The sequence below is a fragment of the Acetatifactor muris genome (genome assembly GCF_024623325.1).
GTDB lineage: Bacteria > Bacillota > Clostridia > Lachnospirales > Lachnospiraceae > Acetatifactor > Acetatifactor muris.
This window is the reverse complement of sequence record NZ_JANJZD010000004.1, coordinates 260980-284069: the sequence shown is the minus strand read 5'-3', so window position 1 is coordinate 284069 and position 23090 is coordinate 260980. Positions and strand designations below refer to the sequence as shown.

The window sequence follows — 23090 nt, the reverse complement described above, 5'->3', positions numbered from 1 at the left end:
AGCAAAGGTTGACTGGCATTTTAGGACAGGTGATGCCAGAATAAAGCTTAAGTCTCTATACCCCAATTTTACTATCGCCTCTTAAAAGGCGGTAGTAAGGTTAAATATCGTCATGTCAATACACTAGCCACATTCGTTTGATATTTACTGTTTTTTATATTCGCAATCGCCAAAATGGAACAATCTTTATACCCTGGTGTGGTAAACTCAACACGTATCCCCTCAACACAAGTTCCAACTGGTACTTGCAGCTTTTTTCTTTCTTGCATACTATCAATTTCCAACAAACACCAATCAGACAAATACCTTAAATGACGAACCGCATATGCAATTGTTACATTTCCTTCAGTTTCTTCATAAACATCATACTTCTCTCCATCCACCGTTCTTCCAGTTTCATTTAAAAATTTCACTAATGCTTCTTTAAGGGAATCATATCCAATTCTTATTTTATCTTCATCGTTCATTGTTAAGTACACAGGAATTTCTGGGATGACAATCCATTTTCTTAGATCTCGTTCCAATGTCGACATATCCACATCATTTCTCACATACAATTTTACCATAGTACCATGCTCTTTGATTCTTCTATCTACATCCACCTTTTTAATTCTGCGTACCAGATAACTTCCTGTAACTTTACGTAAATTAATACTATTTACATCTTCTTGCTCCTCTGAATTCGTTATAATATCAATGTCATTTGCAATCATAAAACAAGTTAATATTCCTATACCAAAATGGCTAATAGAAGAAAAATCTGGAAACTGTTTCTTTATCGCCGCATCTCTATACTTTGATGCGCCAACTTTTAAAAGATAGTTCTCCACATCAAACATTGTCATTCCAGTACCATTATCCCAAAAACTTAATTCTCTTTTTTCTTGGTTCCAATCAACTTGTATAAGTCCAAGATTACTTAGCTTCCCTCTTTCATGTTCGTAGCGCTTTTGTAACTTAACTGCGTCAATTGCATTTTGCACCAACTCCCTGACTACAACAGACGAGTCATTATATAATGTATGACCTACAAGTAATTGTAGAATATTCTCCTGATCAATAGTAAAAGACAGTTTCTTTGTCTCAAACCCAATTACAGTTATACGAGATTCGTCAATTTCCCTCCAAGGGAATTTGTATGCCACGGTTCCTTCTTTCTTTCGCGCTTTTTCAACAATTTCATTACATTTTTGCAGTTCTTTTCGAGCATACTGCAAATAAGAGGACAATCCAAAATATGCTTCTGCATTTTCAGCTCCCTCAAAATATGCAGTAATTTCTATTGTATCACTTTCCAATTCTTTATTAATATTCTCTTCTCCATCTCTTTTCAATTTTGGTTGTACTGCACGCACCGCCATTTGCTTTTCCCATTCTATAACACTTTTGGGATTCGATATATTTATCAATCTCCTTGTTATAGAAGGGGTTCTATCTTTCGTTATATGTAACAAATCAGCCACTCTAAGGATAATTGCAATATAATTTAAATTAACCTTTTCCTGTCTATCATTCCCATATACATTATCAACTCGATACTTTGTAAAATCCTCAATATCATCTTTGTGATGACTTTCACAAATCATAGCTAAATCAATTTTAAACATTTTGTCCAAATCTTTCAGGATACCTTCCATTATAGCTTTTATTTTGGATGTCTCCCCATAATCAATTTCAGAATCCCCATTAATCCATTGCTTAATTCGCTTAGCATGATTTTCTCGAACAAATTCTTGATATAAAAATTGGTCATCTTGATTTTTGGTAAATTCAGCATATTCTGATTTTTCCGTTTCGGCAAGGATACTTTCCTTCTATAATTTAAATGCAGTCTTTCCTCTATTTGAATATTCACCTCTTGTTACAACCATCCCTAAATCATGAAAATAAACCGCTAGCGTTAACATTAGCCACTCGGCTGATGTCATCTCTTTTTTCGTTTCGTCTGGTACTAACCATTCTATAATCCTCAACATTTCATCCACATGTGAAATATTATGAATTGTGTACTCCTCAAATATTCCACCTCTTCCAATTTGATTTAATATTTCTTCTACCTGACTCCGAATGTGCAACAGCTTTAAACCTCTACAAAAAGACAAATTCTCAGCTTTTTCTGCTTCAATCTCAGCATAATTTTTCAACTTATCATTCATATTTTTTCTCCTCGTTTATCATCTTTCATACCCATTTGCATATATACTTATACTCTTCAGTCTCCATTTCTGCTTTTATACATTACTATTTCTACTTTTACTCCTTTGTCATTTAGTAAAGGCTTAACATTAAATAGTGTCTCTTATAATACCTATAATCTAACACGGTATATCAATGCTGTCAAATGCTTATCAAAAGACTTTCTTTTACCCCCTTATTGATTTTCATTAGTACTCTCCAAAATCCATTATAATGATATTTCGCTTGAATCTTATATAATTCCGATTATAGAATTTCCTCATCCCCTCACATATAATGCATATCCTGCTGCCCGTAAAAATCTTCGGAAGCCTATTCCCCACCGGCAGGCACCTCCTTCCGATTTCCTTTCATATCAAGCAGCGAACCTATCAATTCGGGATCCGGAAGCGCCCCTAACGCTCCCCTCCGATATTTCTCCATAATATCCGTGGTATCCCTTACACCCTGCTGAGCCGTGAAATCTCCTAGCGAATAAATATAGACTCCACTCTCATCTTTATGGACAAACCAAATCTGCTCTTTGCGGAACATTTTCTTACAGTCCATCAGATTGATATCGTGAATCGTAAAAATCAATTGCGCTCCCATATTCAACTCATTATTAAACATGGCTACAATCGCCTTGGTCAACTTGAAATGGAGACTGCTGTCCAACTCATCCACCACCAGTATCCTGCCCTGCTCTATCCCCTGTATAATGTAACTTGCCAGAGCCGCAATCTTCTTTGTTCCTGTAGAGTCAAACAGTATGCTTGGAACATGGACACCTTTGTATACAGATACCAATCGAATCTGATCCATTATCTGTTCCGGAATATCAAGCGCCTTTTCTTCCGGTTTTTCAACCTCCCTATCCGGTTTTATGCGCACTTTATCTATGTCCACATATTCAAAACTATCCAGATACAAATCTGCATTCTTGATAAAACCCACAATCTTTTGCTGAAGCTCATTTGGCGCTTTCATTAATTCAATGGTGCGCTTAATTGGGATATTATTCATATCAATAATGTCAATTCTGGATGCAAATGCAGTGCAGACCCTTTTCATTTCCGCAAGCTTCTCAACTTTACCCGCATCCGCCAGATAGAACATCAGATTGCTCTGAGAAATAACAGAAATCACTTTCAGAAGCTCTTCATCTTCATACTGATAGTCTCCGCGGATACTGTCTTTCAGAAGCCATATGGTCTCTTTCTCATTTCCATACTGATCCCTGTTAACTTCTGAAAATTTTTCGTATGGATACTCTTCCTTCTTCGTATCGTACCAGAAGTCATAGGAAAATTCCCTTCCATTCTCCAAAAATGAAATCCCCATCTCGCATATGGAACTTTCCTGAAAAATATTCTCTATCAGCTTCGGCTCACGGTTCAATAAAATATTCCTTGCACTGCGGATGCATTTTACCAGACAAGTTTTTCCGGCGTTATTGGGTCCATAAATTCCTAATGTCTTTAAAATATTAAAATAATTTTCGCTATATACATTAGATGCAAATTTTTTATTCCGCATATCTGCCTTGGATGAAAAAGTAATTTTTTCGGAAAAAGAAAAGCAGTTATTTGCTCTTAATTCTATCAACATATTCATTTCCTCCGAGAATTGAAAATAATTCTCCCCTTTTAAAACTTACTATGTCATAAATTTATTTTTTATGCAATATTTTTACACCAAACTTCACATGCGATTGTATATAATTATATGTGATTTTTTGCAGATAATACGACAATACATTATAATGAATTATAGGCTTCATACAAGCAGATTATCCTACAGCATTAAAAAACCTTCCTATAATCACATACTAATATAAAGTAAACTATTTCGCATATTTTTAGTCATACAATATCATGCTTTGCAAATACTCTATTGCGATAGGCCATAAAATTCATGCTTCATGAGTCTTCTGTTCTGACAAATAAAACAATGCCACAAATCCTGACTTTTTCACGATTTGTGGCATATAAATTATCCATTTCTCTTTTTATCTGATTTTTCTACAAAGACTCATTTCACCTCTCCCTCCACAATTCACTGTGTCTGCTCCGGCACTCTATTTTCATCATCTTCTTTCTGTGCCTTATGCCCAGCCTCATACTCCTCCACCGCCGGGTCCACAATATCCGTAGTCCTCCGCCACTCCTTCGTCCCCTCCACCTTCACTGCCGCCTGGGTATGCTTTGCCAGGAAACGGGTCAGCGGATACAAGTCAATCCAGATCTCGTTATTCCCTTTCTTCTGGGATTCGTCAAAAATCAACTGCAGTCCCCAGTGCAGATGTACCACTTCAATATTATTCACATTCTCTTTGGCGCTGTACCCCGTGTGGCCCATATACCCGATCACATCCCCGGCCGTCACCACGCTTCCCTCTTCCAGCCCTTCCGCATAGGGATAGTTCTGGCGTAAATGTGCGTAATAATAATACCGCTTCCCGTCAAAGCTGCTGATGCCGATGCGCCAGCCGCCGTACTGGTTCCAGCCCAGAGCAGTCACTACCCCGGACTCCACCGCCATAATGGGAGTCCCCACCAGGCCCATCATGTCGTGGCCAAGGTGCTTGCGCTTATATCCGTAGCTCCGTCCTGCCCCAAAGTCATCATAATGGTTATAGTCAAAGCCCCGTGCCAGCGGAAAATATCCCTTCAGTCCATACTTTTTTATGTAACCGGTTCTTTCCGCCGTACCTTCCGCAGGATTCCCCTGCGGGGCCTCCGGATCCTCCTCCCAGTACTCCCCTACCAGTCCGCCTATGGCCGCATCGTAAGCTTCCTTGTAATAGGCATAATATTTCAGTTCTTTTGTCAGCTCCTCCATGGTGACCTCGCCAGCGGAAAGCTTTTCCGCCGCCTTTTCCATGGTCTTCAGCGCATCCTTGCCGAACGCACCGCCTGTCTTCGCCGCTGTGTAGGCTAAAAGCTCCACCCAGTCAATCTCATGTTCCGATCCATGGGTCTTCACATCCCAGTCGTAAGCCTTGCATAACGCCTCGTAAGAGACAGTAAAATCCACCCACTTTATGTAATCATTTTCAATGGAAAGTACATTGGCACTGGAACTGTTCTCAGCGAGAAGCTCTCCCCTTTTCCCCAGCACAATAGCCGCAAATACAATGATCAATACACTTTCTATCAGTATTCCCTTTTTCAGACACCTCAGAATCCTTTCATTTCGCACTCTGTCCACTTCCGCTCCGCTATCTTCTTCAATTAAAGATATATGTGGAAAAGGAAAGGCTGATTCCTAAATATGTCAATCCTCCGCCCGCCACTTATCCTTCCATTCTATCAGTACGCGTCCTTTGCAAAATGTCCTGTTCTGAAAAGGCAAATCCATATTTCCTTTCTCTTTACAGCGCCAAATCTATGTTGCCGCCGGCCGCCGGAGGCGCGGCAGCGGAAGCCACCTCCGCCGCGGATCTTGTGTCCACCTGAACTGGTATCTCTACACCGGCCAGCTGCAGGGCCACTCCCATATCACCTGCGGACGCCTCCTGCCTTTCCTTTTCCAGCTGACTGAAAAGAGCCTTCAGATATTTCATGTCGGCCTCCACGATCTCCCGCATCTCTTCCGCTCTGTGCTTCTTCTTCAGCTGCTCCAGCTCGGCAGGATCCATGTCTGACTGCACTGTCTGCATCAGCTCCAGCTCCTCCATTTCCTGCTCTCTGGCCAGCTCTTCCATCTCCTCCTGGAGCTCCTCCATGAGCTGTTCCATCTCTTCCGCGCTTATCTCGGCGAAATCGGACATTTCCAGCTCCTGTCCGTCCTTTTTCCTCTCTTCTTCGTCCAGGTTTGTCGGCCATGTGCCGCCGCCATGCTTTTCAATGTACTCTTCCTGCTGGAGGTGCTTCATACGCTTCTTTGCGACGCGTTCCATACGCTCCGCATGGCGAATGGCGGCTCTGACCTCTCTGTCGTTGTATTTGCCGCTTACCAGCTTCCTGCGCAGATTCACTGTCTCGGTCTTTGCGCTGGCCAGAACCTGCCTGGCGTTGCCGGAGGTGGTGGCCTGGGTAATCATGGTGGATATCCGCCTCTGCTTATAGCCCAGCTTTTTCAGCTTCTTCAGGCTCTGGCTGTGAATCGTAATCGTGCCTACTTTAGAGCCGTCAGGCTTCTTGATGGTAATCTGTCTTACGCCGGTATTTCTGTTGGTGTTGACCTCTATGCTCATGTTGTGACCCCCTTGTCTGTCTGCTGCATCCTTGCATTAACGCATCCCTGCGTTTATGAGCCTTTATTTTTATATCGGATTTTCCGGCCAAAAATAAATAGAAAAGGTACAAGGGATTTACAATTTTTGCCACTTTGGGTTCCGCAAAAAAGGAAATGAAAAATCCGGCGGGAGCGTGCACCTTTCTTTCCATGCCGCCCCTGCCGGACTTTATCTGGTCTCACTTATAAGTTAACCAATATCATTTGTGTTCCCTGGCTGCCTCTCACAGCCTCTGCCGCCTACACCTCCGGCTCAATCAGTCCGTAAGTATCACCCTTTCTTTTGTACACCACATTCACCTGATCTGTCTCTGCGTTGATGAACACGAAGAAATTATGCCCCAGCAGTTCCATCTGGATACAGGCATCCTCCGCATACATGGGTTTGATATCGAACTTCTTGGTGCGGACAATCTTGATATCCTCGTCCTCCATATAGTCGTTTTCCACATACATTTTGCTGAACGAACCGGCGCCCTGCTGCTTGTCCACAATTTTGGCCTTGTATTTCTTCAGCTGCCTCTCGATAATCTCCTCCACCAGATCGATGGAGACATACATATCGTTGCTGACCTGTTCGGAGCGGATGATATTGCCCTTTACCGGAATGGTTACCTCAATTTTCTGACGTTCTTTCTCCACACTCAGGGTTACATGTACTTCTGTATCGGGATTGAAGTATTTAGCCAGCTTACCTATTTTGTCCTCCACCGCTGCCCTCAATCCTGGCGTCACCTCCAGATTTCTGCCTAAAATAATAAACTTCATATGCATCATCCCTTTCCGCTGTTAATATTTACTACTTTGCACATTCATTATAGCACGTTGGCATATGATTTTGCAACAACTTAACAATTTTTTCAGGAATTTAAATTATACTTCACAGCAATTCAGACAGATATCTGCACTGCAGATTCCCGTGACATTCACCAAATGCAGATACCTGCCCCTCCTTCGCACAGTGCAGACAGCCATCTCATCACGCCGGCTCCACCCCGGCCCTTCCCTCGAACTGTGCATTGTACAGTTCCGCATAAAATCCGCCTCTGGCCAGCAGCTCATCGTGATTCCCCTGCTCCACAATATCTCCGTCCTTCATGACCAGAATCACATCCGCGTCCCGGATGGTGGAAAGCCTGTGGGCAATGACAAAGCTGGTCCGTCCCTTCATCAGATTGTTCATGGCCTTCTGAATCCTGATTTCCGTTCTGGTATCCACAGAGCTGGTGGCCTCGTCCAGAATCAATATGGGATTATCCGCCAGAATTGCCCGGGCAATAGTAAGCAGCTGCTTCTGTCCCTGGGACACATTCGAAGCGTCCTCTCCCAGCTCCATCTGATATCCTCCGGGGAGGGTCTGAATAAAACGGTGAACATGAGCCGCCTTTGCCGCGGCAATGACTTCCTCGTCTGTGGCATCCAGTCTGCCATAACGGATATTCTCCATAATGGTCCCATGAAAAAGCCAGGTGTCCTGCAGCACCATGCCGAAGTTCTCCCTCAGTTCGCTTCTATTGAAGTCTCTGATATCCTGTCCGTCCACCCGTATGGCACCGCTGTTCACATCATAGAACCGCATCAGCAGCTTTACCATGGTGGTCTTACCCGCGCCAGTAGGCCCTACAATGGCCACCATCTGTCCCGGCTTTACCTGACAGCTGAAATCGTGGATGATCACCTTATCCGGCTGATAGCCGAACTTCACACGCTCGAAGGAGACGGCACCCTGCATTTTCCCTGTGGAACCTTTTTCTCCGGAATTTCCTGCTTCCATTCCTCCCGCAGAATCTTCCCCTGCGGAATGTTTCGTTTCCTTTCCGCCCCCAGAGCATACTTCGGCAAAGTTTCCAGTTTTCCCTTCCGCCCCGGGACATTCCTTCGCAAAATTCCCCGCCACGGCTCCCTCTCTCAGATTCCCGCCGTCCACAGCGTCCCCGGATACCCGTCCCGCCATTACATCCTCCTCCGGCTCCTCCAGAAACTCAAAGACTCGTTCCGCTGCCGCTGCCGTGGACTGGAACATATTGGAAACCTGGGCCACCTGGGTAATGGGCTGGGTGAAATTCTTTACATACTGAATGAACGCCTGAATCTCTCCCACCTCGATGATGCCTTTTATAGCCAGCATACTGCCGCTGACAGCCACCGCCACATAGCCCAGATTTCCCACAAATGTCATCACAGGCTGCATCATGCCGGAGATAAACTGGGATTTCCACGCACTCTGATACAGGATTTTATTGGTCTCACCGAACTCTGCCAGGCTTACTGCTTCCCGGTTAAAAGCTTTGATGATATTCTGTCCGCTGTACACTTCTTCAATTTGTCCGTTAATTTTCCCCAGGTAGGTCTGCTGGGCAATGAAATATTTCTGGGAATGCTTAATCACCACACCGATGAGCCCTCCGGATACTGGCAGAATCACCAGCGCAATCAGGGTCATCAGCGGACTGATAGACAACATCATAATCAGAATTCCCACAATGGTGGCCACAGAGGTAATCAGCGTGGTAATGCTCTGGCTCAGGCTCTGCCCCAGAGTATCCACATCATTTGTGATACGTGACAACACTTCTCCCACCGTCCTGGATTCAAAATATGCCATGGGCATCCGGTTAATTTTCTCAGAAATCTCCTTTCGGAACCGATAGCAGAGCTTCTGAGACACCTCCGTCATCACCAGCCCCTGAATAAAGGACAGCAGCGCACTGAGCCCATACAGCCCCAAAAGCAGAATCAGTATACGCCCAATCCTCTGAAAGTTGATTCCTCCAGTGCCAGTAAATTTGGCCATCATGCCGTTAAACAGCTCCGTGGTGGCTTTCGCCAGCACTTTTGGGCCAATGATCGTGAAAACGGTACTGCCTGCCGCAAAAATCATCACGGTAATCAGTGCAATCTTATATTTGCCCATATAAGCAATCAGTTTTGAAGCAGTTCCTTTAAAATCTTTCGCCTTTTCTCCCGGCATCATACCGCCATGGGGACCATGAGGCCGCCGAACCGCCTGCGGATTCCGGGCCGACTTCTCATCTCTGACAGTTTCACCGGGCCCGGAATCGCCAGACCTCTTCTTCTCTTCACTCATATTGACGCACCTCCCTCCAGCTCTGCTTCCGACAACTGTGACCTGGCGATTTCTCTGTAAGCCCCACACTCCCGCAGCAGTTCACTGTGAGTGCCCATACCTGCGATCCTGCCCTCGTCCAGCACAATAATCCGGTCCGCATGCAGAATTGTGCTGATGCGCTGGGCCACGATGATCACGGTGGCATCCGCAGTCTTCTCACGCAGCGCTTTCCGCAACGTCACATCCGTCTTGTAATCCAACGCCGAAAAGCTGTCGTCAAACAGAAAAATCTTCGGCGCTTTTGCAATAGCCCTTGCAATGGACAGCCTCTGCTTCTGTCCTCCGGATACATTGGTACCGCCCTGAGATATCTCACTGTGATACCTGTCCGGTTTGCTCTCTATGAATTCCGTGGCCTGAGCAATCTCCGCCGCTTCCCTCATCTGTCTGTCGCTGATATCCGGAATGCCCTCTTTCCATGCGCCGCCGAATTTCAGATTAGAGGCAATATCCCCGGAAAACAGCACTGCCTTCTGTGGCACATAGCCCAGGAGACTTCGCAGCTTATGCTGAGACACATCCCGGATATCCACCCCATCTATGGTAATCCGCCCTGCCGTCACATCGTAAAAGCGCGGAATCAGGTTCAACAAAGTGGACTTGCCGCAGCCGGTACTGCCGATAATGGCCGTGGTCTCTCCGGGCCGGGCCATAAAGGTCAGATGTTCCAGGGCATCCTCATCCGCCCCCGGATATCGGAAGGACACATCTTCAAATGCCAGCACACCTTCCGGGCTTTTCAGTCTGTCGTCCTGTACCTGGTCTTTGTCCCGCACTCCGGCCTGTGTTCCGATTACCTCCTCAATGCGCCCGGCAGCCACACCTGCTCTGGGCAGCATGACAGAGATCATGGTCAACATCAGGAAAGACATTACAATCTGCATGGTGTAAGTGATAAATGCCAGCATATCCCCCACCATCAGATTTCCCATGTCAATTCCCTTTGCGCCAAACCACACAATCATGATGCTGATACCGTTCATAATCAGCATCATCACCGGCATCATCACGTTCATGACGCGATTGGTGAAAAGCTGGGTCTGCATCAGATCTCTGTTGGCTCTGTCGAAACGCGCTTCTTCGAATTTTTCCCGGCTGAAAGCACGAATTACCGGAACACCTGTCAGAATTTCCCGTGACACCAGATTCATCCGGTCCACCAGGGTCTGCATCTTCTTGAATTTCGGCATGGCCACAGCCATCAGCACACCCACCAGCGCCAGGATCAGCACCACCGCCACCACAATAATCCATCCCATGCCGGTTCTGGTCCGAAGCACCTTCACCACGCCGCCGATACCGATAATCGGCGCATACACCACCATCCTCAGCATCATGACCACCACCATCTGCACCTGCTGGATGTCATTGGTGCTCCTGGTAATCAGGGATGCTGTGGAAAACTGCTCCATCTCCGCATGAGAGAAGGATACCACCTTTGTGAAAACACGCTCCCGCAGATTCAGCCCCAGCTTTGCGCCGATTCTGGCCGCCAGCAGCCCTACCAGTATGGCTGTCGCCATCATCACCACCGAATAGACCAGCATCATACCGCCGGTTCTGTACAGATAATTCCTCTGAATCCTGCCCAAATCCATACCCAGCTGTTCATACTCCTGCTGAATGAAAAGCACCGCCTTCTGGGCCGCCACAGTTTCGGCTGTATCTCCCAGACTTTGTAAAAGCTGCTCCCGTACGGCCAAAATCTGCGCATCGGTCAGTTCACCTGTCAGTTCCGGCATCACGCCGCCTGCCGGCACATTGCCCTCCGGTGCCTCAGCCGCTTCAGTTGCCGCCATACCGTTATCCTCCGGCGCAACGGCATTTCCACCAGCCACACCGACTCCCGGCATCCCGGAAATGCCCACAGTCCCACCAAACTCCGACATACCGAAGATGTCCCCAGTCCCTCCGGATTCCATCATGGACACAAGCAGCAGTGCCAGCCCCATACTTTCATTCAGTGCCTCTTTCTCCTCCTGGCCTCCCCGGAAGACATAGCTCCCATCCTCCGTCTGCTCATAGGCGGAGGCCATTTGTTCCCTTTCCTCCCCGGTCAGAAACATGGCAAGTGATTCGAAAGCAGATTCCCTCATATGCTCCGGAACCAGGCCTTCGATTCCCTTCTGCCCGATACCCACATCCACGATATCCGCCGTATACTGCGGCAGTGCCAGATCGCAGTATGCCTGCACAATCAGAAGTACTATGATCGCCAGTACAGACCATTTGGATTCTTTTAAGTATTTGAAAATTTTCAGCATACCAGTCTCCTTCCGCGCCTGCCGGAAAAGCAGTCCCAGATTCTTCCATCACAGGCGTTCTTACATTATAGTAACCACACTGTGCCATTGCAATTAAAAAAGCATAAAAAAACCGGAAAAACTACTGTCACAGAAAGCTTATTCCTTTCCAAGGAGACAATGACAGCGCATCTTCATTCCTCCATGCATAGCCATTCTTTCAGATGTCTTAAGATATCTCCGTTTTTCAATTCCGCAAGCGAGGCTTTTGCCCAGGAAGGAAATGTGTCACTCTTGCAGGCTGCAGACAGTGTCACGAGCGGTGCAATAAAGACATCTGCTTTTTTCTCCCCTTCAGCGATGTCGTCGCTGTATTCCTGCAGGAACGCTTCCGCCGCTTCCCTGGAAAGAGAGCTGGTTACATTGCGAATATCCCCGTAAGCGATACCCTTACCCAGCAAATTATAATCAAACATAAACGCGCTTTCACAGTTTTGGGACACAATCAGATTCGTCCAGTAAAAGTCATTGTATGTCAGCGTCCGGGGCAAAGCGTCAATTCGACTGCTGATTGTACCGTAGTTCTCTCTGATTATCTGCCAAAGCACATTTTCCACAGTACTGGTCTTTTCCGCGATTTCCTTCATATTGTCTGCGGTGAACAGATCCGATTCGTCATACATAGGAATTTTCCTGTCGGAAAGATAAGCACGACCTTTTTTATGAAGCATCCTGTACCATCCGGCAATGGCTCTTGCCACCTTCGGATCACTCAAATCATCTTCATTTCCAAGCCGGTATTCGTCGCTTGCCTCTACATCAGGCAACAGTATTGCGTTTTTTGTGTAACCCAATAGCGGCAAAGTTGGTATTTCCAGCTTTGACAGCATCAGATAATTGTCAATTTCACGGGCGTCTTCCTGATTCTCAAAGACCTTCAGGATCCATTTTCTTCCCTCTGATTCCACACGATACAAAGAGATTCCGGCTTTTGATCGAATCAGCGAACAAACCGGATTCCGCACCCCCAGTTCGGTAAGCTGCAGAATATAAGATGAAGGCAGCAGCTTACAAGGTTGTCCCAGCTGTGACAGTATTCCGTTGATTCTGATAAGCAGCTGCTCATCCATCCCTTCCCAGTTCAGGAGTTCTGCACCGCTGAACCGCTGCAGCTGTGATACAAACCGGATTCCATGCTGCGCAAATGTCTGTTTTACCCCTTCGGGAAGTTGATCAGACAGGACTTCAACAGACGGAAGACGCACTGGTTCTTTGTAAGGAAACTCTTTTTCAAATTCTGCCATTTCCTTCGGATCAATCTCATAGACTTCGTCTTCGATATACCGACCCGTGATACCGTCCAGAGCGCCGTCGTACAGTTCCATTGCCATCAGAGAGTCCGGGCTGCTCCCGTCGGCGGATACAATACCATACCTGCCTGCTCTCCTGAATCCAAATCTCGGATAATAATCGGGATGCCCATAGAAAATGATTGCCCTGTATCCCAACCTGGCTGCCTCGGCAATAGAGTGACGCGTCAGCGCCGTCCCCACGCCCCTCCTTTTATAGTCCGGATGCACGCTGAGGGGACCAAAATTCAAAACCTCTATTTCCCCATGATCCGGCGTCATTACTTTTGCCAGACTGTAAATGATATGACCTGTAATTTCGCCTTCCACTTCCGCCACAAAATCAAGTTCCGGCACAAAAACAGGCAGCTTCCTCAACTTGTGTACCAGCAAATGTTCTCCGTCGCAGGTCGGATGGTCCATGCTTCCCCAAAATGCTTCACGCGTCATCTCCTCCACAATGCGGTAATCTCCAGGTGTTTCCTTCCTGATACTGATATTCAATGCTTATTACCTCCGTATTTTCTTTTTCTGCTTTCCACTCAAATCCATACCTGAAAACGGGCGCAAAAATGCCGCAGAAAGCATCCTCATCAGCGAGTACTTCCTGCGGCTGATTATGGGCATAAAAATAACACACCCTCTGAGTGTGCTGCAGCCGAAAGTTATAGCATTCACGAAAGGTTACTTAAAAACGGCACAACAACAGTGAGGTCTTACGCCTCGGTAATTGTCTGCACCCTATATTCCGTTTTACATCTCAAATACCTCGTAAATTACAGTCATATGATTTCGTTTCCTCCTTTCAGGCTTCGCCAAAATAGATTTGAAATAATTGTAGCATATGCGAAAATAGAATACAATGACTTCTATTTATTTTTCATCATTTATGTTGAATGCCTTTTGTTGAATGCGTAAACAGCTAAAAGTAAAAACAAAAAAGGCCGGGATTATCTGTAACAAAATGTCCGCAGACAGGATTAATAGACAAAGGTCCCTACAACTTACCTGCCAACAGGAGGAATTTTAACTATGAAAAAAGAACTTATCTCCCTTTTCCTGCTTATCCTTGTCACATTATCCGGCTGCGGCAGCAGAGAAACCGGCGGGGAACCCCTCCCGGCGATACAATCCCAGCAATCGCTCTATGTGCCGGAATTTCTCTCCCTTGAAGGAGAGAATATTGATTATGACGGAATGCGGATCACGACAGATACACTCTGCTATCTCTCCTATGCCTGGTCGGAAGAGATCCAGTATTATGAGCTGCTGATCAACACATTTTCTCTCCAGGACCGGACCACAGGCTCTTTTCCTCTGGTCTGGCCGGAGGGCCCCCGCAATCAGGCGATGACAGAATACACCTTTGGAGAGGACGGCAGCCTTTACGCCATAGCACAGACTTTTCCCACGGAAGAGGTTGAGCCCGGATTTCTTCTCTGCAAATTCCACCCGGATGGGGAGCTGATTTTCTCCCAGGATGTTACGGAACAGTTACTGGCGAATCCGGAGACAGGTGTCCGTATCAACGCCATGGAAACCGACGGCCGGGGCAGAATCTATATCGCCGGCGACAGTGTTGTCTGGCTGTATGATGAGCAGGGAGAGTACAAAGGGATACTATCCCCTGGAGAAATGGCCTCCGGAATGTCGGCCTCGGAGCAGGATTCCTCTGCCAGCCTTCTGATCAGCGGACTTTACCGTGACGGAAAGGACAAAATGTACTTAAGTTATGGGGAGGCAGGATACGGCGGACAGGGAGATACCCTGGCGGAAATTGACTTTGATGGCAAAGCCCTTACTGAAGTATGCGGAGATTTTCCCACTGTCAATACCTTTTCTCCTCATCCGGACCAAAGCTTTCTCATGCAGGACCGTACAAGTGTCTATACTTATGACCCTGCCGCTCCGGAACAGGCAGAAGCCCTGTTTTCCTGGATGGACTGCGACATTTCCGGACAGAGCGTCCTGGGCTTCGGACAGACCGTGGAGGGCCGTATTGCCGCAGTACTGAAGACACAGGACAGAAGCGGTGAGCTTGCTCTGCTTACGAAAGTAAGTCCGGAAGAAGCGGTCCAAAAGGAAACTCTCGTCCTGGGCGTTCTGACAGGCGCCTATAATTATGAACCTGCTGTGGTCAGATTCAACAGAAGCAATGAGAAATACCGCATTGTTCTTAAGGAATATTACAATTATGAAAACCATGAAAACTTCACTCTGGAAGATGCCCTCGCCCGGTTATACGCAGATCTGGTATCGGACCATTGCCCTGATCTTCTGGAAGTGACAGGGCTGAACCTTACACAGCTGGCGGCACAGGATGTCTTCCAGGACCTTTCCCCTTATCTGGAACAAAGCAGTGTCTTCGGCCCGGAGGACTTTGTCAGTGAAATCCTGGATACCTATACCTTTGACGGTACACTGGTCACAATTCCCTATGCGGTTTTCCTGGAAACAGTTATGGGAAATGCAGGGCAGATAGATCCGGAAGCTGCGTGGACACCGGAGAACGTCATTGCATTGGCTGACGCCAATCCGGATGCGGAGCTTTTCGACGGAGCTGACAGAAATGATATCATGAATTTCCTGATGGAGTATGGAGAGAATGCTTTCGTGAACTGGAATACCGGTGAATGCAGCTTTGACTCGGAACAGTTTAAAAGCCTTCTGGAATTCGTAAAGAGATTCCCGGAGACAGTGGAGTACGACCCGGACCGTCCCTCCACCCCGTCCAGGATTCAAAGCGGCGAAGTGCTGCTGAAAACAGTGGAGCTATATAACTTTGATACCATACAGATCGACCTTGAAACCTTTGGCAGTGACGCAGTCTGTATCGGTTATCCTACCGCTGAAGGCGGCAGACACGCCATGACAGCTATTTTTTCCTACGCCATCACCTCCGGGTCGAAGAACAAAGACGGCGCATGGACCTTTATAGAAAGCATGCTGTCAGAGGAAGGCGGCAGCAACGGCATGGGGTTTCCCTCAGTGAAGCAGAGGCTGGAAAACTGTCTGGAGGATGCTGTGGCCGTGAAATACATGCTGGATGAAAAAGGTGAGATTTACCTGGATGAAAACGGCGAACCCGTGGTCATCGGAAATACCTCCAGCGTCCAGTACGGCGACGGCTGGAGCTATACCTACCATACCGCCACCAGGGAAGAAGCGGAACTGATTCTCTCCCTGCTTTCCAATGCCTGTCCGTCTTTCACTTTCATGGACAGCGGGAACGAAATCCGTTCCATCATTTCTGAGGAAGCGGCAGCCTTCTATGCCGGTCAGAAAACTGTGGAGGAAACGGCGAAGGTTATCCAGAGTCGGGTACAGCTCTATGTAGATGAGAATCGGTGACGGGATTGAGATAAGATTTGAGGCGGTTTTTGATAAAATCTGATAAGACTCCTTGGCATATGCCCGCTGTTTGCTCCATGGGAAGGTAAAAAAACAGTTTTCCAGGATCTACATTTATGCTTTATTGGTTGTCCCCAAACGCTGCTTCACTACCCTGACTTATTTGTGAAAGCACCAGGACAGGCAATTGTAATGTGTGTATTGGACGGTGTGCTTTTTGGCCTGCCCATGGCGCTGTTGATGGAAAGGAAGAACCTGCAGATGGCAGCGGGTATGCACTGGCTTATAGATTTTGTCAGGTTTGCCGGCGGGTTTTAAAGTGGAAAGAATAGTACCTTTACACAGAAGCATCTCATTATGACGGGAATCTCACCGGGGATTACTGGGATAAACCTATTAAGGAAGATTCCCCAACCGCAGAACATAATGCAAATGCGGAAAAGAAAATGAAAGTGGTGAAACGGGTGCGGGAACTAAGAAAACAGGGATTCAACAAAGGGGAGACTGCCGGGCTGGCGGGCATCAACAGGGCAACCGTGGAAAAATCTTTCGTCAGCGACGAATTGTCCGAAAATACCATTTATTTATATACGTTTCAGAGCGGTAACAGCCCAGGAAGCCTTTCTTCTGTAGGAGGATATCGAGAGGAAAGCCTTTAACTCGCTGCAGAATCTATTAAAAGGTCTGGGAATTTCCGGCACATTCCGCCGATTGCCGGATGGGCAATGAGGTAGGCTGTTACAACAATTTACCCACTATCTTCTTTATGGATATAACAACTTTGGCCAACTCTTCTTCAGTGATATTCGTACTACAAGGCAAGGTGACAATTCTCTGCCACAGATCTTCCGAGACACTTATATCACTTTTGGGACAATTTCCATATGGTTTTTGAAGATGTACAGGTTTCCAGAATGTGCGTGCCTCAATATCATCTTCTTTTAATAATGAGCATATATGCTTTGCCATTTTCAGAGTTTCCCCTGCCGGCAACACAATACCAGAAAACCAGCAGGAGCTCCCTTCAGTTGATGGGAAAAAAGTTATTCCTTTTCTGGTCAGTTCCTCTAAATTGATTTTATAATATTGATGTATATTCCTTTTTACAGTGACAAATGATGATAGTCTCTCCATCTGTGCACATCCAACAGCCGCCTGAATATTAGTCATCCTGTAATTGAATCCTACCATATCAAAATCATAATCCGGCCACACACGGGCTGTAGTTGTAAGATGACGTACAAGTTCTGTTTGCTCTTCACAATTCCCCACAACTGCGCCACCGCCACCGCAGGTAATCGTTTTATTTCCATTGAAGCTCAACACACTCAGCTCGGCAAGGGAACCAAAAGACTGACCGTTAAATGTCGCTCCAATTGCACATGCAGCATCAACTATAAGCGGCAGGTTGTACTTATCAGCAACAACACGAAATGCCAGCATATTTGGAGTATTTCCAAGAGTATATACAGGCATTAACGCTGCTACTCTCTTACCGCTTTCCCTGTGGTATAATCCATCTTTCCGTTGTTCACAATGCTCCCTGATTTCAGACGCTACAACTTCAGGACTCAGGCACCAAGTAGACGTATCCACATCCATCAACCATGGATCTGCTCCACAGTGCCTGACTGCATTTGCACTTGCAATAAATGTAAATGTCGGAAGAATCACAAGATCGCCATGCTTAACACCCACCGCATTTAATGCCACATGAAGTCCTGTTGTTCCTGATGATGTAGCAACAGCATTCCTGCTCCCAGTTGCTTCTGCGACCATCTTTTCAAATTGAGTTACATACTCGCCAACAGAGCTTACAAACGTTGTATCTATGCAGTTAATCAAATATTTCCTTTCATTTCCTGTTAAATTCGGTATAGCCAAAGAGATCATTTTTATTATCCTTCTTTCCGCCCTGGTTTTTATATGTCCTACATCTTTCCATCAAGACTTTTCCCAGTTTCCATATGTTCAAAATTTGGTAAATAAGCACTGATTATATTTACAACATCCACTTTATTGCACCGCTCAGATTCAAACGCTCTATCAAGGTCGGCAATTAAGTCTATTACAGCAGACTTATCTGGTACAGTCTTATTCATAATCACACCAAGACTCCTGAACCGTTCCAGGTCTATATTCTCTCCCTCTACATAGAACTCTTCAAACGCCTTTTCCCCACTTGTATCTGCCCGACTGAAATGCACCGGATAAGGCATACCTGTTTCCCACTTTTTACTTTTTTCTATGGCCTCAAAATCACTGCTGCAGTAGGCAATTTCATACCCCATATATACCAGCAGATCTTCTGCAATCTTGTCAAATGTCATCATTTGCTGCTCTTCTAGCTTTGGGAAAAAAATAGCACGATTCGCACCAAGTATGGCAGACAGCATGCATATTTGGCCAGATTCCTGGGGCGATACAAAATATCTCTTTACGTCCAATGGTGCTGATATGGGCTGCCCCTGATTAATTCTCTCCAAGAATCCCTGTGGTAAAGATCCATTTGAAAATGCTACATTAGCGAACCTGGCCGTTTTTACTGGAAAAAATGATGAATAAGAAAATATCAAATCCTCCATAATCCGTTTGCTTGCTCCCATAATATTCACAGGGTTTGCCGCCTTGTCCGTCGAAACACAGAAATAGATCTGTGGTGGGAATGTCTCAAGTAAATCAAGCAGGCCTTTTGCATTTATCACATTATTTCTCAGTAATGCTTCCACCGAATATATGTCCTTCTCGGAACGGACGTGCTTATGTGCGGAAAAATTCGCTACAATATCAAAGCCTTTATGTACCTTGAACATTTTCTGAAACGTAATGGAGCTGTAATCCATAGGATACGATAGATAAATGTCCGGTACATAACTTCCGGAAGAACGCAGCCCTCTCGTCAGCTCCGTCAATGCGTTCTCATTGCTGTCCACAACTACCAGCTCCGAAGGCTGATACGGCAGAATTGCCCGGATAAAAGATGACCCTATGCTTCCGGCCCCGCCAATGACAAGGATGTGCTTTCCTTCTATTGCATCTGACAGACTGCCATGATTATCAGAAATATCCTTCTCAAACATAGACCTCGGGCGCTTCGTTACATATGTACTTATGAATTCATTCAGATTAAACATGCCTAATACCACCTTTAAAATAAGTTATTGTTGTCCCATCAAAAATTCTGCAAACCGAAAGTCAGACTCGGTGTCAATATCCACACTCCGCTCTTTTGGCATAATGTAAGCATAGGCATTTTCCCTGTACAGAAATGCATCCTTACGGAACTCAGAGATTGAAACAATATAAATTGCCCCGTTTACCCTGTAATACTTTTTTTGTGTCTGTCTTTGTTTTCCCTGCTCCCGTTTGATAAAACCGTCCAACGAGCTATTCTCTCCCAATGGTCCACACCAGGAAATCGGATGTTCCAGCTCACAGAGCGATACAACAGTTGTAGCATTTTTTGCATAATACAACTCATATGCAGCCGAAATGTCATCCGAGGTACGCAAAGGAGAGGTTGGCTGTAAAAGACAAAACGTATCAAATTCTCGTCCTATCTGTTCAAAGCCCTGCAGTACCTCTTCTACCATATCCCACGAACTGGCCGTATCACCGGCTGTCGCCGCACTTCTTAAAAAAGGTACATTCGCCCCATATTTCTTTGCAATTTCAGCATATTGTTCAGAATCGGTAGAAACCATGATCTCATCAAACTGGCCTGTTCTGTGTGCTGCTTCAATGCTATATGCTATCAACGGCTTCCCACACAGATCCCTGACATTCTTATCTTTAAGCCCTTTTGAACCGCTTCTAGCAGGTATAATGGCTATATTTTTCATATCATTCACCTTATATCGTAAAATTAATATCAAAAAATTTCTTCTTGATGTCTATTCGGTCGTTTACAAAACAGTCCTTAATTATCTCTACAATCTTTTCTGATGTGTGACCGTCACCGTACGGATTTTCAGCTTTTTTTATTGCCGCTCTAAACGAACAGTCCATAGCTTTATGAATAGCTTCCTCAATAGCATATCGCTCAGTTTTACAGTGAATCACTGTTTCACCGGATATTCTTCCACGCTGTCGATCTCCGATATTTATGGTAGGAATCTTAAATGATGGTGCCTCCACAAGACCGCTTGATGAATTGCCAATTACAAACAAAGAATTTTTCAAGGCACTAAGATAACGCTTTATTCCAAGGGAATCTACGAAGCAGAAATTATCATTACATTTCGCATAATCTTTCAGCATTTGATTGATATTTCTCCCATCCGTATCTGAATTAGCCCCGGTAAAAAGATATCGTATATCCTTATACTGATCCAATGCAGCAAACAATTCCTCCATCTGCCTTCCAGCGGTAGCCTTTTCCAAAGTAACCGGATGGAAAGTTCCCACTGCATACTTTTCTCCAAGTACAAATCCAATGCTTTCTTCCAGTTCTGATACCGACATACAGCGTGCATTCACAGCATTTTCAACCCCCATCGCCCCTACATTAAAAACTCGGTCCGGAAATTCACCCAGCTGTATGACACGTTTACGATAAGTCTCCGTACTTGTAAAATGAAGGTAACTGATTTTAGTCAAACTGTGCCTGATTGCCTCATCAATCGCTCCTTCAGTGGTCTCCCCGCCGTGTAAATGAAAAATTGGTATTCTGGCATTCATCGCCGCACAACATACTGCCAACGTCTCATAACGATCTCCCAGAACTAAGACTGCATCCGGCTTACATTCTTCAAAATACTCCGAGAAGCTTATCAGAGCAAGCCCCATGCTTTTGGATAAAGCAACTGGAGTATCTGAGCTGAGAATGATTTCTATCTTCTTATCAATCGGCAGGTTATCCGTCTCTATTTCTCTTACCGTCATACCAAATTCCGGTGAAAGGTGCATACCGGTAACTACAATTCGTGTGTCATAATATGAATCATCCAGAAATTTTTCCATGATCGGCTTCAGCAAACCATACTCTGCTCTTGTAGCTGTGAGAATCACTATTTTCTTCATATTTCTATCAATTCGTCCTCTTCAAAATTCCTGATTGCCCTTGTCCCAAGTATCTCATTCCACCTCATGGGACTAATACCTGTTCCCGGTCGTTTCGTGGTCAGATTTTCTTTTGTCAAAATATCTCCAACCTTGATATTATCTGCTGCAATTATGCTTTTCCGCGCTACAGCGATATTCGCTTTTTCCGATTCAGAAGGTATTTTAATCCCATCCCCCAGTGCCTTTTCAATATTGCGTATGGCCCTGATCATTGCTTCCAGTTCATCCGGCTCCAGACTCGCTTTGTGATCCGGGCCTTCCATGCGGCAATCAAGGGTAAAGTGCTTCTCTATAACTTCAGCCCCAAGCGCCACAGCCGCAATGGGTACTTCAATTCCTTTCGTATGGTCAGAATAGCCCACTGCACAACCGTATTTTTCTTTCAGTGTAAGCATAGCATTCAAATTCACATCCTCCATTGGCGTGGGATAATTTGTCGTACAGTGCAACAGTGTTATCTTGCCCGCACCATTCTCCTGCAGAACTTCCAGTGCATCATCTACCTCCTGCAGTGTGCTCATACCTGTTGACAGAATAATGTCTTTCCCCGTCCTCGCAATTTCAACCAAATACGGATAATTTGTAATCTCACCGGACGGAATTTTCCACATACTACAGCCAAGTTTTTTCAAAAATTCAATACTTTCCAAATCAAAAGGAGTAGATAAAAAACATACATTAATCTCCTTGCAATATGCGGCTAATTCAATGAAATCATTATATGTTAGTAATATTTTCTTTAACATATCCCGCTGACTCATTTCCACACCAATATTCTTTTTTTGGTAATCCGCCATATATGCATGCTTTGAAACCATTGAATTCAACTTTGCAGTTTGGAATTTCACAATATCCGCACCACATTTTTTTGCTGTTAAAGCTAATTTCTTTGCAGCCTCCAGGCTGCCATTGTGATTTACCCCGGCTTCTGCAATGATCAATGTCCGCATCGTTACTTTCTCCTGTCCTTTATGATTTTTGCCGGTCCCCCGACAGCAGTACAATCACTTGTATAACCTTTTAAACTGCGGAACCAGCTCCAATAACTGTATTCATACCAACACATCGGCCCTGGAGAATCTGACTCCCCGTTCCCAGACTGACTCCTTTCGCAAGTCTGGCATTGCCCGGATATTGACACCGGGATTGACAGTTACAAAATCTTCAATAATCGCTTCGTGACCTATGATACAATCAAGGTTAATGATACAAAAATCTCCAATTATAATTCCGATTGTTAATATAGAACCCACACATATAATATTTCCCTTTCCAGTCAAAATGCTTTCTTGTATCTGCTATGGCAATCACAACATGCAGCTCTTTGGAATAATTGCATAAATATGCATCATCACCAATAACCTTACCATCACTGATGCAATTATCTATATAACCAAGAAAATTCCAATATGTCTCTACAGAATTAATCCTGTCAATAAGCCACGCTATTTCCCTCGTAAACTCACTTGCGCCTACTATAACGATATTCTTCATCATGCGGCCTCACATTCTTTATATGTTATAAAAGCCACATCT

At 45.3% G+C, this 23090-nt stretch carries 17 protein-coding genes and 1 pseudogene; 3 read left to right on the top strand and 15 right to left on the bottom strand.

The window, feature by feature from the left end; translation table 11 throughout:
• Positions 1-110: 110 nt before the first annotated feature.
• From NSB25_RS05790 to NSB25_RS05750, 9 genes and pseudogenes are all read right to left on the bottom strand, one after another.
• Positions 111-1145, bottom strand: coding sequence for an ATP-binding protein (locus tag NSB25_RS05790; protein WP_465220367.1), 1035 nt, complete (start codon positions 1143-1145; stop codon positions 111-113).
• A gap of 57 nt (positions 1146-1202) precedes the next feature.
• Positions 1203-2156: pseudogene (locus tag NSB25_RS30015) on the bottom strand (HD domain-containing protein); the annotation flags it as partial.
• Positions 2157-2508: 352 nt separating this feature from the next.
• Positions 2509-3786: an AAA family ATPase gene (locus NSB25_RS05780; RefSeq protein ID WP_103238463.1), complete on the bottom strand. Its 1278-nt coding sequence runs from the start codon at positions 3784-3786 to the stop codon at positions 2509-2511.
• Positions 3787-4233: 447 nt separating this feature from the next.
• Positions 4234-5388 (bottom strand): M23 family metallopeptidase, encoded by a 1155-nt coding sequence (locus tag NSB25_RS05775; protein ID WP_242982309.1) that lies wholly within the window; start codon positions 5386-5388, stop codon positions 4234-4236.
• A 163-nt stretch (positions 5389-5551) separates the two neighbouring features.
• Positions 5552-6376, bottom strand: a complete 825-nt coding sequence (locus tag NSB25_RS05770) for a hypothetical protein (RefSeq protein ID WP_103238462.1) — start codon at positions 6374-6376, stop codon at positions 5552-5554.
• 281 nt (positions 6377-6657) lie between these two features.
• Positions 6658-7185, bottom strand: a complete 528-nt coding sequence (hpf, locus tag NSB25_RS05765) for a ribosome hibernation-promoting factor, HPF/YfiA family (protein ID WP_103238499.1) — start codon at positions 7183-7185, stop codon at positions 6658-6660.
• A 211-nt stretch (positions 7186-7396) separates the two neighbouring features.
• Positions 7397-9391, bottom strand: coding sequence for an ABC transporter ATP-binding protein (locus tag NSB25_RS05760; protein ID WP_242982314.1), 1995 nt, complete (start codon positions 9389-9391; stop codon positions 7397-7399).
• Positions 9392-9501: 110 nt separating this feature from the next.
• The gene (locus NSB25_RS05755) at positions 9502-11811 is read right to left on the bottom strand and encodes an ABC transporter ATP-binding protein (RefSeq protein WP_103238461.1); all 2310 of its coding nucleotides are present in this window, start codon (positions 11809-11811) and stop codon (positions 9502-9504) included.
• A 173-nt stretch (positions 11812-11984) separates the two neighbouring features.
• Positions 11985-13643: a GNAT family N-acetyltransferase gene (locus NSB25_RS05750; RefSeq protein ID WP_103238460.1), complete on the bottom strand. Its 1659-nt coding sequence runs from the start codon at positions 13641-13643 to the stop codon at positions 11985-11987.
• A 528-nt stretch (positions 13644-14171) separates the two neighbouring features.
• Here NSB25_RS05750 and NSB25_RS05745 point away from each other — a divergent pair.
• The 3 genes from NSB25_RS05745 to NSB25_RS05735 all read left to right on the top strand — a co-directional run bounded on the left by NSB25_RS05745 (position 14172) and on the right by NSB25_RS05735 (position 17149).
• Positions 14172-16490, top strand: coding sequence for an ABC transporter substrate-binding protein (locus NSB25_RS05745; protein WP_103238459.1), 2319 nt, complete (start codon positions 14172-14174; stop codon positions 16488-16490).
• Between the two features lie 192 nt (positions 16491-16682).
• Positions 16683-16808 carry a hypothetical protein gene (locus NSB25_RS05740; protein ID WP_257479233.1) on the top strand — a complete coding sequence of 42 codons (126 nt, stop codon included), beginning with the start codon at positions 16683-16685 and terminating at the stop codon, positions 16806-16808.
• A gap of 128 nt (positions 16809-16936) precedes the next feature.
• Positions 16937-17149 (top strand): hypothetical protein, encoded by a 213-nt coding sequence (locus NSB25_RS05735; RefSeq protein WP_207656136.1) that lies wholly within the window; start codon positions 16937-16939, stop codon positions 17147-17149.
• Positions 17150-17228: 79 nt separating this feature from the next.
• Here NSB25_RS05735 and NSB25_RS05730 read toward each other — a convergent pair whose 3' ends face one another.
• From NSB25_RS05730 to NSB25_RS05705, 6 genes are all read right to left on the bottom strand, one after another.
• The gene (locus NSB25_RS05730; RefSeq protein WP_103238458.1) at positions 17229-18383 is read right to left on the bottom strand and encodes an aminotransferase class I/II-fold pyridoxal phosphate-dependent enzyme; all 1155 of its coding nucleotides are present in this window, start codon (positions 18381-18383) and stop codon (positions 17229-17231) included.
• Between the two features lie 38 nt (positions 18384-18421).
• Complete coding sequence (locus NSB25_RS05725; RefSeq protein WP_242982313.1) at positions 18422-19570, bottom strand: polysaccharide biosynthesis protein; 1149 nt, start codon at positions 19568-19570, stop codon at positions 18422-18424.
• A 78-nt stretch (positions 19571-19648) separates the two neighbouring features.
• Positions 19649-20332: an acylneuraminate cytidylyltransferase family protein gene (locus tag NSB25_RS05720; RefSeq protein ID WP_103238498.1), complete on the bottom strand. Its 684-nt coding sequence runs from the start codon at positions 20330-20332 to the stop codon at positions 19649-19651.
• A gap of 10 nt (positions 20333-20342) precedes the next feature.
• Complete coding sequence (gene neuC, locus NSB25_RS05715; protein WP_103238456.1) at positions 20343-21512, bottom strand: UDP-N-acetylglucosamine 2-epimerase; 1170 nt, start codon at positions 21510-21512, stop codon at positions 20343-20345.
• Positions 21509-22504 carry an N-acetylneuraminate synthase gene (gene neuB, locus NSB25_RS05710; protein ID WP_103238455.1) on the bottom strand — a complete coding sequence of 332 codons (996 nt, stop codon included), beginning with the start codon at positions 22502-22504 and terminating at the stop codon, positions 21509-21511. Before neuB ends, neuC begins: the two co-directional genes overlap by 4 nt.
• A gap of 250 nt (positions 22505-22754) precedes the next feature.
• Positions 22755-23051 (bottom strand): PglD-related sugar-binding protein, encoded by a 297-nt coding sequence (locus tag NSB25_RS05705; protein WP_242982308.1) that lies wholly within the window; start codon positions 23049-23051, stop codon positions 22755-22757.
• Between the last annotated feature and the right edge of the window lie 39 nt (positions 23052-23090).

Bases quoted from the DNA above. Each gene is read 5' to 3' on its own strand.
- NSB25_RS05780 (WP_103238463.1), bottom strand. From the start codon at position 3,786: ATGTTGATAGAATTAAGAGCAAATAACTGCTTTTCTTTTTCCGAAAAA.
- NSB25_RS05770 (WP_103238462.1), bottom strand. From the start codon at position 6,376: ATGAGCATAGAGGTCAACACCAACAGAAATACCGGCGTAAGACAGATT.
- hpf (WP_103238499.1), bottom strand. From the start codon at position 7,185: ATGAAGTTTATTATTTTAGGCAGAAATCTGGAGGTGACGCCAGGATTG.
- NSB25_RS05760 (WP_242982314.1), bottom strand. From the start codon at position 9,391: ATGATGCCGGGAGAAAAGGCGAAAGATTTTAAAGGAACTGCTTCAAAA.
- NSB25_RS05755 (WP_103238461.1), bottom strand. From the start codon at position 11,811: ATGCTGAAAATTTTCAAATACTTAAAAGAATCCAAATGGTCTGTACTG.
- NSB25_RS05745 (WP_103238459.1), top strand. From the start codon at position 14,172: ATGAAAAAAGAACTTATCTCCCTTTTCCTGCTTATCCTTGTCACATTA.
- NSB25_RS05740 (WP_257479233.1), top strand. From the start codon at position 16,683: ATGTGTGTATTGGACGGTGTGCTTTTTGGCCTGCCCATGGCGCTGTTG.
- NSB25_RS05735 (WP_207656136.1), top strand. From the start codon at position 16,937: ATGAAAGTGGTGAAACGGGTGCGGGAACTAAGAAAACAGGGATTCAAC.
- NSB25_RS05730 (WP_103238458.1), bottom strand. From the start codon at position 18,383: ATGATCTCTTTGGCTATACCGAATTTAACAGGAAATGAAAGGAAATAT.
- NSB25_RS05725 (WP_242982313.1), bottom strand. From the start codon at position 19,570: ATGTTTGAGAAGGATATTTCTGATAATCATGGCAGTCTGTCAGATGCA.
- NSB25_RS05720 (WP_103238498.1), bottom strand. From the start codon at position 20,332: ATGAAAAATATAGCCATTATACCTGCTAGAAGCGGTTCAAAAGGGCTT.
- neuC (WP_103238456.1), bottom strand. From the start codon at position 21,512: ATGAAGAAAATAGTGATTCTCACAGCTACAAGAGCAGAGTATGGTTTG.
- neuB (WP_103238455.1), bottom strand. From the start codon at position 22,504: ATGCGGACATTGATCATTGCAGAAGCCGGGGTAAATCACAATGGCAGC.
- NSB25_RS05705 (WP_242982308.1), bottom strand. From the start codon at position 23,051: ATGATGAAGAATATCGTTATAGTAGGCGCAAGTGAGTTTACGAGGGAA.